Annotated in this window: 9 protein-coding genes; 4 read left to right on the plus strand and 5 right to left on the minus strand. The window is 66.9% G+C overall.

Going from position 1 to position 10805, the window contains the following annotated elements:
• Positions 1-19: 19 nt before the first annotated feature.
• From adeC to LPZ50_RS03055, 3 genes are read right to left on the minus strand one after another with little or no spacing between them, the layout of a single operon-like run.
• Positions 20-1477, minus strand: coding sequence for an AdeC/AdeK/OprM family multidrug efflux complex outer membrane factor (gene adeC, locus LPZ50_RS03045; protein WP_329957633.1), 1458 nt, complete (start codon positions 1475-1477; stop codon positions 20-22).
• Positions 1474-4680, minus strand: coding sequence for an efflux RND transporter permease subunit (locus LPZ50_RS03050; protein WP_230657361.1), 3207 nt, complete (start codon positions 4678-4680; stop codon positions 1474-1476). Before LPZ50_RS03050 ends, adeC begins: the two co-directional genes overlap by 4 nt.
• Before the next feature lie 9 nt (positions 4681-4689).
• Positions 4690-5865: an efflux RND transporter periplasmic adaptor subunit gene (locus LPZ50_RS03055; protein ID WP_329957634.1), complete on the minus strand. Its 1176-nt coding sequence runs from the start codon at positions 5863-5865 to the stop codon at positions 4690-4692.
• A gap of 224 nt (positions 5866-6089) precedes the next feature.
• Here LPZ50_RS03055 and LPZ50_RS03060 point away from each other — a divergent pair, with 224 nt between their 5' ends.
• Positions 6090-7019: a LysR family transcriptional regulator gene (locus LPZ50_RS03060; protein ID WP_230657363.1), complete on the plus strand. Its 930-nt coding sequence runs from the start codon at positions 6090-6092 to the stop codon at positions 7017-7019.
• Between the two features lie 91 nt (positions 7020-7110).
• Here LPZ50_RS03060 and LPZ50_RS03065 read toward each other — a convergent pair whose 3' ends face one another.
• Positions 7111-7842: a pseudouridine synthase gene (locus LPZ50_RS03065; RefSeq protein WP_230657366.1), complete on the minus strand. Its 732-nt coding sequence runs from the start codon at positions 7840-7842 to the stop codon at positions 7111-7113.
• 104 nt (positions 7843-7946) lie between these two features.
• Here LPZ50_RS03065 and LPZ50_RS03070 point away from each other — a divergent pair, with 104 nt between their 5' ends.
• A complete protein-coding gene (locus LPZ50_RS03070) occupies positions 7947-8510 on the plus strand; it encodes a chorismate--pyruvate lyase family protein (protein ID WP_230657369.1) in 564 nt (187 codons plus the stop codon).
• Between the two features lie 105 nt (positions 8511-8615).
• Entirely contained in the window at positions 8616-9806 is a 1191-nt protein-coding gene (locus LPZ50_RS03075; protein WP_230657372.1) for an MFS transporter, read from the plus strand.
• Positions 9807-9818: 12 nt separating this feature from the next.
• On the opposite strand, the gene LPZ50_RS03080 is transcribed toward LPZ50_RS03075, so the two are convergent.
• On the minus strand, positions 9819-10355 hold the full coding sequence (locus tag LPZ50_RS03080; RefSeq protein WP_230657375.1) for a YaeQ family protein: 537 nt from the start codon (positions 10353-10355) through the stop codon (positions 9819-9821).
• 141 nt (positions 10356-10496) lie between these two features.
• Between LPZ50_RS03080 and LPZ50_RS03085 the strand changes: the two genes are divergently transcribed.
• Positions 10497-10805, plus strand: a 309-nt coding sequence (locus LPZ50_RS03085; protein WP_230657378.1) for a LysE family translocator, incomplete at its 3' end; no start/stop codon positions are given.

Here is a 10805-nt window from a genome sequence, read left to right on the forward strand (position 1 = left end):
CAGGTGTCTGGCTCCCTGCTCAGCGCGCCGCCACGGTCTGTTCCGTCCAGCCCCCGCCCAGCACGCGGTACAGGGTGACCTGGTTCGACAGGCGCGCCAGGCGGGTTTCCACCAGCACTTGCTGCGCCGAATACAGTGAACGCTGCGCGTCCAGCACGCTGAGGTAGTTGTCGACACCCAGTTCGAACCGCTGGTTCGACAGATCGTAGGCACGCTGGCTGGCGGCCACCAATTGCCGCTGCGCCACGATCTGGGTCTGCAGCGTGCCCCGGCCGGCCAGGGCATCCGACACTTCGCGGAATGCCGTCTGGATGGACTTCTCGTATTGCGCCACCTGGATGTTCTTGCGGACCTCGGACGCGTCCAGGCTGGCCCGCAAGGCGCCGCCCGCGAAAATGGGCATGGTGATGCTGGGCGCGAAACTCCAGGCCCCGGAACCCGCGTCGAACAGGCCGCCCAGGCTGGCGCTGGCCGTGCCTGCGCTGCCCGTCAGGCTGATGGTGGGAAAGAACGCCGCCCGTGCCGCGCCGATGTTGGCGTTGGCCGCCTGCAGCTGGTGCTCGGCGGCACGGATGTCCGGGCGGCGCTCAAGCAGGTCGGACGGCAGGCCTGCCGGCAGTTCGCGCGGCATGATACCGTCGGGCAGCATCGTGGCCTGGTCCAGCTGCGCCACGACGTCGGTGGGCAGTGGCTGGCCCACCAGCAGCACCAGCGCGTTGCGGTCTTGCGCGGCCATGCGCGTGTACAACGACAGGTTGCGCTGGGCCGTGCGCAGGGCGATCTCGGCCTGGCTCAGGTCGAGTTCGGTGGCTACGCCCAGGTCGTAGCTTTGCTTGGTCAGGTCGTATGAGTCCTGCTGGGCGGCCAGGGTGGAACGCGTCAGGCTGAGCAGTTCCTGGTCGGCCCGCAGCGTCAGGTAGGCGCCGGCGGTTTCCGCGATCAGCGCCAATTGCGTGGCGGTGCGCGTCTCGTCCAGGCCCAGGTAGGTTTGCAGCGCCTGTTCGCTCAGGCTGCGGATGCGGCCGAACAAGTCCAGTTCCCAGGCCGAGATGGCGCCGCCCACCTGATAGCTGCGGCTGATACCGGACTCGCCGGTCTGGGTCAGGTCGCCCGGCAGGCGCTGTACCGAGCCCTGCCCGGCGATGCCCACACTAGGCAGCAGGTCGGCCCGCTGGATGCGGTACTGGGCACGCGCTTCTTCCACGTTCAAGGCAGCCACCCGCAGGTCGCGGTTGGCGTCCAGCGCCATGGAGATCAGGCGCTGCAACAAGGGATCGGCGAAGAAGTCACGCCAGCCGATGTCGGCGGCGGCAAGCGCCGGCGTGCCGGTCTGGCCGGCCGTTCCGTAGGCCGGACCGGCCGGGAAGGCGCTATCCACCGGGGCCGCCGGGCGTTCATAGGTGGGCGCCAGCGAGCAGCCCGCCAGGGCCGCCGCCAGGGCCAGTGTCAATAAGGATCGCTGCATGGTCGGATTCATTGCGGTTGCTCCCCCGGCTGGGCCGACGGCGCGACAGGCAGCTTGCCGTCGTCGTCCTGCGGGTCGTCGTCTTCATCGTCGTCGTGCCGTTCGCTGTGGCGCTTGACCTTGAACACGCGCAGCATCACCACGAAAAATGCGGGTACGAAGAAAATGGCCAGGAAGGTGCCGGCCAGCATGCCGCCGATCACGCCGGTGCCGATGGCGTGCTGGCTGCCGGAGCCGGCGCCGGAGGAAATGGCCAGGGGCACCACGCCCAGGATGAACGCCATGGACGTCATCAGGATGGGGCGCAGCCGCTGGCGCGCCGCGTGCACGGCGGACTCGACCAGGCTGGCGCCCGCCTCGTAGTGGGCCTTGGCGAATTCCACAATCAGGATGGCGTTCTTGGCGCTAAGCCCCACGGTAGTAAGCAGGCCCACCTGGAAGTACACGTCGTTGGACAGCCCGCGCATCAGCGTGGCCGCCAGCACGCCGATGACCCCCAGGGGCACCACCAGCATCACGGAAGTGGGGATGGCCCAGCTTTCATACAGCGCGGCCAGGCACAGGAACACCACGATCAGCGAGATCAGGTACAGGGCGGGCGCCTGGGAGCCCGACAGGCGCTCCTCGTACGACAGGCCAGTCCAGTCATAGCCCACGCCGGTAGGCATGGTGGCGGCGATGCGCTCCATTTCGGCCATGGCCTCGCCCGAGCTGTAGCCCGGCGCTGCCTGGCCCTGGATATTGAACGACGGCACGCCGTTGTAGCGGTCCAGGCGCTGCGGCCCGTATGTCCAGTGGGCCGAGGCAAAGGCCGAGAACGGCACCATGTCGCCGGCCTGGTTGCGCACGTACCACTTGTTCAGGTCCGAGGGCAGCATGCGCGCCGCGGCTTCGCCCTGCACGTACACCTTCTTCACCCGGCCGCGGTCGAGGAAATCGTTGACGTACGATCCGCCCCACGCCGTGGACAGCGTGTCGTTGATGTCGCTGATCGCCACCCCCAGCGCGCGGGCCTTCTCGCGGTCGATGTCCAACTGATACTGGGGAGCATCGAGCATGCCGTTCAGGCGCACGCCCACCAGCACCGGGCTTTTGGCGGCCTCGGCCAGGAAGGTGTCGCGCGCGACGGCCAATTGCTCGTGCCCCAGGCCAGCCTGGTCCATCAACTGGAAGTCGAAGCCCAGGGCATTGCCCAGTTCCATGACCGCCGGCGGCGCGAACGCCGTCACGCGCGCATCGTGCAGGTTCTGTGCGAAATACGCGTTGGCCCGCTGCGCCAGCGCGTCGACCTTCAGCGCCGCGTCGCCGCGTTCGCTCCAGTCGCGCAGCTTGATGAACATGATGGCCGAGTTCTGGCCGCGTCCACCGAAGCTGAAGCCATGCACCGCGAATACCGACGTGACGGCGTCTTTTTCGTCTTCCAGCAGATAGCGCGTGGCCGCTTCCACTGTCTTGCTGGTGCGTTCGGCGGTGGCGCCCGCGGGCGCCTGCACCTGCGCAAACAGGATGCCCTGGTCTTCGTTCGGCAGGAACGACGTCGGGATGCGCGTGAACATCCAGCCCATGACCAGCAGCAACAGCAGGTAGATAAGCATCAGGCGCTTGGTGCGGCTCAGCCCGCGCGCCACCGAATTGGCATAACCGTGCGAGGAACGCTCGAAACTGCGGTTGAACCAGCCGAAGAACCCTTTCTTGGTGGCGTGATGCCCCTTGGGAATGCGCTTGAGCAGCGTGGCGCACAGGGCTGGCGTGAAGATGATGGCCACCAGCACCGACAGCACCATCGACGATACGATGGTAATGGAGAATTGGCGGTAGATAACGCCGGTAGAACCGCCGAAGAAGGCCATGGGCACGAACACGGCCGACAGCACCAGGCCGATGCCGATCAGCGCGCCGGTAATCTGTCCCATGGACTTGCGCGTGGCCTGCCGGGGCGACAGGCCCTCTTCGACCATGACGCGCTCGACGTTTTCCACCACCACGATGGCATCGTCCACCAACAGGCCGATGGCCAACACCATGCCGAACATGGTGAGGGTATTGATGGAATAGCCGAACGCGGCCAGCACGCCGAAGGTGCCCAGCAGCACCACGGGCACCGCCAGCGTGGGGATCAGGGTGGCCCGCAAGTTCTGCAGGAACAGGTACATCACCAGGAACACCAGGATGATGGCCTCGATCAGCGTATGGATCACGCTTTCAATAGACAGGGACACGAAGGGCGAGGTGTCGTAGGGGTACACCACGTCCATGCCGGGCGGAAAGAACGGCTTCAGGCGGTTGATGGTGTCGCGTACCGCTTCCACGGTGTCCAGCGCATTGGCGCCCGGCGCCAGCTTGATGGCCAGCCCCGATGCGGGCTTGCCGTTGTAGTAGCTGTCGATGGAATAGCTTTGCGCGCCCAGCGCGATGCTGGCCACGTCGGCCAGGCGCACTTGCGAGCCGTCGGCGTTGACCTTCAGGAGAATCTGGCCGAATTCCTCGGGCGTCTGCAGGCGCGACGGGCCGATGATGGTGGCGTTGAGCTGCTGGCCGCGCGCGGCCGGCAGGCCGCCCAGTTCGCCGGACGACACCTGCACGTTCTGCTCGCGCACGGCATTCATCACATCCACCGTGGTCAGGTCGAACGACAACAGCCTGTCGGGATCCAGCCAGATACGCATGGCGTATTGCGACCCGAACAGCTGGAAATCGCCCACGCCAGGCGTGCGGCTGACCGGGTCCTGCACGTTGGCCGCCACATAGTTGGCCAGATCCTCCTTGGCCATGCTGCCGTCGGTGGAAATAAAGCCGGCCACCACCAGGAAATTCTTGGTGGCCTTGCTGACACGTATGCCCTGCTGCTGCACTTCCAGCGGCAGCAGCGGCTGCGCCACGGCCAGCTTGTTCTGCACCTGCACCTGCGCCGTATCGGGATCGGTGCCCTGCGCGAAGGTCAGCGTGATGGCCATGCTGCCGTCGGAGTTGCTTTCCGACGAAATGTAGTTCAGGTTGTCGATGCCGTTCATCTGCTGTTCGATGACCTGCACCACACTGTCCTGCACGGTCTGCGCCGACGCGCCGGGGTAATTGACCCGGATGCTGATGGCTGGCGAAGCGATGTTCGGATACTGTGCCACCGGCAATTGCAGGATCGCCAGGACACCGGCCATCATCAGTACGATGGCGATGACCCAGGCGAAAACCGGCCGGTCGATGAAAAACTTGGCCATGCAGGCTCCTTACTTGGCAGCGGCGGCAGTGGCTGCCGGGGCCTGGAACTCGGTGGCTTCCACCGCGTCGCCAGGCTTCACGTTCTGCAGGCCTTGCACGATGATCTTGTCGCCGGCCTTCAGGCCTTCGGTCACCAGCCATTGGTCGCCAATGGCGCGGTCTACCTTCAGGGTGCGCAGTTCGGCCTTGCCGTCGCCATTCACTACCAGGGCGGTGGGCACGCCGCGCTGGTTGCGCGTAATGCCGCGCTGCGGCGCCAGCAGGCCTTGCGGCGCCACGCCCTCGATGACGCGGGCACGCACGAACATGCCGGGCAGCAGCCTGTGGTCGGGGTTGGGGAACACCGCGCGCAGCGTCACCGACCCGGTGCCTTCGTCGACCGTGATTTCCGAGAACTGCAGCGTGCCTTCGGCCGCATACCGCGAGCCATCGGCCAGCGTCAGCTGCACGCGCGCCGCGTCCTTGCCCTCTTCGCGCCGCAGCATGCCGCTGTCCAGCGCGCTGCGCAGGCGCAGCATTTCGACGCTGGACTGGGTGACGTCGACGTAGATGGGGTCGATCTGCTGAACCGCGGCCAGCGCGGCAGCCTGGTTGGCGGTGACCAGCGCCCCTTCGGTGACCGAGGAACGGCCGATGATGCCTTCGATGGGCGACAGCACCCTGGTGTAGACCAGGTTGATGCGCGCGGTTTCCAGCGCCGCCTTGGCCGATTGCACATCGGCGGCCGCCTGGTCGCGCGACGCCACGGCGTCGTCGTACGCCTGGCGGCTGACGGCGCGGCTTTCGGACAGCGGCTTGTAGCGCTGCACCAGCAGCGCGGCCGTTTTCAGTTGCGCCTGGGCGCGCGCCAGGGCGGCCTTCTGGCTGTCGTAGCTGGCCTGGTACAGGGCCGGATCGATCTGGTACAGCTGGGCGCCGGCCTGGACTTCGCCGCCTTCGGTGAACAGGCGTTTCTTGACGATGCCATTCACTTGCGGGCGTACTTCCGCCACGCGATAGGCGGTGGTGCGGCCAGGCAGCTCGGTGGTCAGCGATACGGGCCGGGTCTGCAATGTAACCACGCCCACCTGCGGCTTGCCGGCGGCGGGTTGCTCCGCCCCTTTGCCGCATGCGGCCAGGGTCATGGCTGCCGCCAGTGCGGCCAATATGGCGGCGCCGCGCCGCATTCCGTTGTTGTTCTTCATACGATCCTTTCCGAGCTGTGCAATGCCGGCGGTTGCCCTGTGCGGCGCCGCGCCGGCGGCCCTGTTCAGTAATTCAACAAGCATTCCGCGCCCCACCAGCCAGAATGGTGCGCTGCGGAATCCGCAATTTTGCTTTATCCCAATAAAGAAACAAAGTAGCTAAACACGAAAACTTCATCCCATGTATGGGACAATCTTCAGCTTGACCAATAGGAATCCCCGCGATGAAACGCCTGCAAGGCATGGAATTCTTTGTGGAAGTGGCCAAGACCTGCAGTTTCAGTCGGGCCGCTGCCAACCTGGGCATGCCCAAATCCACGGTGTCGCGCCACGTGGCCGAACTGGAGCGCTCGCTGGGGCTGCAGTTGCTCAGCCGCACCACCCGCAAGGTGGAACTGACCGATGCGGGCAAGCTTTATTTCGACCGCTGCCAGCGCATCGTGGCCGAAGCGCAGGTGGCGCATGAAGAATTGCAGAAACTGGTGGACACGCCCTCGGGCCCCTTGCGCGTGAATATGCCGGCCGATTTCGGCACCGATTTCCTGGCCGAGGCGTTCATGGAGTTTTCTCAACACTATCCCGAAGTGACGTTTTACCTGGACCTGGCCAGCCCCGAACATGCCGGACGGGTATTCCAGAGCTGCGACATCTCGATCGAGATCGGCACGCTGCCCGATTCCACCCAGATCGCCCGCCTGCTGGGCAGGCTGACCGCCTACCTGTATGCCTCGCCCGACTACCTGAAGCGCCACGGCACGCCGCAACACCCCAGTGACCTGACCCGCCACGACTGCCTCGAGTTCCGCACCCAGAACGGCCAGATGAGCCGCTGGCCGCTGTCGCGCGGCGACGAGCGCGTGGAAATCACGCCGGGCAAGCGGTTTTCAGTGAACAGCGTGGCGATGATACGCAGCCTGGCCTCGCTGGGCGCGGGCATCGCCGTGCTGGCGCCCACCCAGAGCATGAGCCAGGATGTGGAGCAACAACGCCTGCAGCGCGTACTGCCCGGATGGCAGGCGGGCCCGTTCCCTGTCTATGCTGTCACCGACACGCGGCTGTTACCCGCGAAGACCCGGATCTTCATCGAGTTCCTGATGGAGCGCCTGCGCGACCGCAGGCTTGCCCCGCAGGATAACGCCGCGCTGTTGATATAGGCCCGAGACGGAAACGCACTGAAACAGCTGATGCTTCCAGATGCCGCGAATTGCGCGGGCAGGCCGCGGGCGGCCGCCCTGCCGTGCAGGTTCAGAAGCGTTCGTCGTCGCGCAGGTAACGCCATTGTCCGGGCGGCAGGTCGCCCAGCACGACACCGCCGATGCGCACGCGCTTCAGCCCCACCACCCGCAAACCCACCAGCTCGCACATGCGGCGGATCTGGCGCTTCTTGCCTTCGCGCAGTACGAAACACAACTGGTCGGCATTTTGCCAGCGCACCTGTGCCGGCCGCAGCGCCTTGCCGTCCAGCGACAGGCCATGGTTCAACAAGGCCAGGCCGCGCTCGTCCAGGCGGCCCTGCACCCGCACCAGGTATTCTTTGTCGACGCTGGAATCTTCGCCGATGAGGTGCCGCGCGATGCGTCCGTCTTGGGTCAGCACCAGCAGGCCCTGGGAATCGATGTCCAGCCGCCCGGCCACGGCCAGGCCCTGCAGGTGCGCCCGCGTGAAGCGCAGTGGCGAGCGGTCGCGCGCATAGCGCGTGCGGGCGTCGACCAGGGCCACCGCCGGCTGATAGCCTTTTTCGGCCTGGCCCGACACATAGCCCACCGGCTTGTTGATCAGGATGGTGACCCGTGATGTCTGCCGGGCCTGGGCCGCGCGCTCCAGCGTAATGACCTGGTGCGGAAAGGCGCGCGCGCCCAGTTCAGACACCACCTCGCCGTCCACCTTGACCCAGCCGCGTTCAATATAGCTGTCGGCCTCGCGGCGCGAGCACAGGCCACGTTCGGCCATCAGCTTCGAGATTCGTATTTTTTCCATAGGGCATAGTTGCTGGCCGCCTGCCGCCGGAGGGGCGTAACGGCAATCCCGCATTTTACGGCGCGCGCCGGGGCCGGCCGCCAGGCTTGGCATAATAGGCACCCATGAAAGCCTTTCCCCCCTTGGCCCCAGGCTGGCTGGCCGCTGTTCCTCCTTCGTTGTCGTCCGCCCATAAATACTGGCTGATGCGCCCCGGCGCACTCACGGCCGGCCTGCGCAAGCTGGGCAATGTGTACCTGCGCGTGCTGGATGAATACTCGCAGGGCGCGCCCGCCGACGAGGCGCGCGGCATGGGTATCGCCGTGGCCAGCCCGGTGTGGGTGCGTGAAATCTTGATGTCTGTCGATGGCGTGGACAGCGTCGTGGCGCGCAGCCTGACGCCGCTGGCGGCGTCGCACGGCACCTGGCAGGGCATGCGCCGGCTGCGCACGCGCCCGCTGGCCGACATGCTGTACCACGACCGCAGTATTGAACGCTCCGCGTTCGTGTGCCGCAGGCTGTCCAGCCCCGTGCCCTTTCATGCCACGGCTCGCGGGCTGCGGCCCCAGCCCGCCGACCCGCTGTGGGCGCGGCGTTCCGCCTTCTGGCGGCAGGGGCAGCCGCTACTGGTGGCCGAATGCTTCCTGCCTGCTTTCTGGAAGGAAGTCGAGCGCCATCCCGCGTACTGAGCCCATCCCGAAGCGCTGCGCGCCAGCCTTCGAAGAGGCGGCCCTGCGGGCCGAAAGCGCGGATTCGGCGCATAATCCCCGCTTCCGAAACCTGCGCCGTCCGCCATGACATCCACCGAACCCCAGCATGTCCGCCGCAACGCCCGGGTACTCAGCATTGCCCAGGCCCTGGGCGGCGCCAGCCCGGCCATCATTATTTCGCTGGGCGGCCTGGTGGGCCAAACACTGGCTTCGCAGCCCGCGCTGGCCACCCTGCCCGTCAGCATGTTCCACCTGGGGCTGGCGCTGGGCACCATACCCGCGGCCATGCTGATGCGCCGCTACGGCCGCCGCAGCGGATACGCGCTGGGCGCGCTGCTGGGCATACTGGGCGGACTGGTGGCCGCCTACGGCATCGCCGTGGGCTCGTTCCTGCTGTTCTGCACGGGCACGGCCCTGGCGGGCCTGTATGCCTCATATGTGCAAAGCTACCGCTTCGCCGTTATCGACGGCATAGCGCCGGAACGGCGCGCGCGCGCCATTTCCTGGATCATGACGGCCGGCCTGTTCGCCGCCGTGATCGGCACACAAACCGTCATCTGGACGCGCGACGCCCTGCCCGCGGCCCCCTTCGCCGGCAGCTTCCTGTCGCAGGCCGGCCTGGCGCTGCTGGCGCTGCTGGTGCTCAGCCGCCTGCACAACGTGCCGGTGGCCGTGGCCGACCCGCAGCACGGCAGCGGCCGGCCGCTGTCCGAGATCGCGCGCCAGCCGCGCTTTATCGTGGCCGTGGTGGCCGGCATGGTGTCGTATGGCCTGATGAGCCTGGTCATGACGGCGGCCCCGATGGCCATGGTGGGCTGCGGCCACACCGTGGGCGAAGCCGCGCTGGGTATCCAGTGGCATGTACTGGCCATGTACCTGCCCAGCTTCTTTACCGGCAGGCTGATCGAGCGCTACGGCAAGGCGCGCATTACCATCCTGGGCCTGCTGCTGACGGCCAGCGCATCCGCCGTGGCCTTGTCAGGCCTGGGAATTTCGCACTTCTGGGGCATGCTGGTGCTGTTGGGGCTGGGCTGGAATTTCGGCTTCATCGGCGCCACGGCCCTGCTGACGGACTGCTACCGCCCCGAAGAACGCACCCGCGCCCAGGCGCTGAATGATTTCCTGGTGTTCGGATCGGTGGCCGCGGCTTCGCTGGCGTCGGGCCGCCTGCTGTCGGTCAGCGGCTGGGACACCGTCAATCAGCTGGTGTTTCCCATTGTGGCCCTGGTGCTGGCGCTGCTGCTGTGGCAGCGGCTTGCAGCACATCGCGCATAGCGGGGGCGGCGTTCAGCGCCACACTTCGGGTTCCAGCGTCACCTGGCCCTGGCCGGCGGACACGAAGGCCGTGCTGTCCTGGATATTGACGTGCAACTGCATGGACCGTTCAGCCAGGACGCCCAATTCGCGGGTCTGCCCGGCCGGCAGGTTCACCACGCGCAGATTGCGCGCCCGCGCCAGCTTGCCGCGCACCCCTTCCCACCAGATCGAACTGGCATGCCCGCCATAGCAATACACCACTACCTGCCCGGCGCGCCCGCAGGCCTTCAGGATGCGCCGCTCGTCGGGCTGGCCGACCTCGATCCACAGGTCGATGGAGCCCGTCAGGTCCTTCAGCCACAGGTCCGGCTCGTCGGTGTCGCTCAGGCCCTTGGTGAACGCCAGGCCTTCCTGGGCATGCAGCGCATAGGCCAGCAGGCGCACCATCATGCGCTCGTCGGTTTCCGACGGGTGGCGGGCCACGGTCAGCGCATGGCTGCCATAGTAGTGGCGGTCGGTATCGGCGACGTGCAGGTCGGCCTTGTAAATGGTTGCGCGCAGGGCCATGGGTAAATCCGGCGGAAGGGCCGCAAAAAGCGCTAATGATACTGTGGAGCGCATCCCCGCGGCATCCAGCCGGGCAGCGGCGCCGGCGCCTACCCTCGCGCCGGCGCCCGCGTTATGCTGCGGCTTTCCCCGGAGCCCGCCATGACCGTTGCCACCGCCCTGTTTGCCTTCGGCATCGCCGCCGGCATCCTGACCCTGACGCCGGGGCTGGACACTGCCCTGGTACTGCGCACCTCGGCGGTGGAAGGCGGCCGCCGCGCGCTGCTGGCCGGGCTGGGCATCTGCGCCGGCTGCCTGGTGTGGGGAGTGGTGGTTGCGCTGGGGCTGGGGTCGCTGCTGGCCGCTTCGCAAGTAGCCTATGACGTCCTGCGCATCGGCGGCGCGGCCTACCTGTTCTACCTGGGCGCCAGGCTGCTGCGGCAAGCCTGGCTCGGCCGTGGCGGACACGGC

Origin of the sequence: Bordetella petrii, from assembly GCF_020991325.1 — a bacterium.
GTDB lineage: Bacteria > Pseudomonadota > Gammaproteobacteria > Burkholderiales > Burkholderiaceae_B > Bordetella_A > Bordetella_A petrii_E.

What these genes read in the sequence shown, in the direction of transcription:
- LPZ50_RS03070 (WP_230657369.1), top strand. Translation starts at nt 7,947, where the DNA reads ATGAAAGCCTTTCCCCCCTTGGCCCCAGGCTGGCTGGCCGCTGTTCCT.
- LPZ50_RS03065 (WP_230657366.1), bottom strand. Translation starts at nt 7,842, where the DNA reads ATGGAAAAAATACGAATCTCGAAGCTGATGGCCGAACGTGGCCTGTGC.
- LPZ50_RS03055 (WP_329957634.1), bottom strand. Translation starts at nt 5,865, where the DNA reads ATGAAGAACAACAACGGAATGCGGCGCGGCGCCGCCATATTGGCCGCA.
- LPZ50_RS03080 (WP_230657375.1), bottom strand. Translation starts at nt 10,355, where the DNA reads ATGGCCCTGCGCGCAACCATTTACAAGGCCGACCTGCACGTCGCCGAT.
- LPZ50_RS03075 (WP_230657372.1), top strand. Translation starts at nt 8,616, where the DNA reads ATGACATCCACCGAACCCCAGCATGTCCGCCGCAACGCCCGGGTACTC.
- LPZ50_RS03060 (WP_230657363.1), top strand. Translation starts at nt 6,090, where the DNA reads ATGAAACGCCTGCAAGGCATGGAATTCTTTGTGGAAGTGGCCAAGACC.
- LPZ50_RS03050 (WP_230657361.1), bottom strand. Translation starts at nt 4,680, where the DNA reads ATGGCCAAGTTTTTCATCGACCGGCCGGTTTTCGCCTGGGTCATCGCC.
- adeC (WP_329957633.1), bottom strand. Translation starts at nt 1,477, where the DNA reads ATGAATCCGACCATGCAGCGATCCTTATTGACACTGGCCCTGGCGGCG.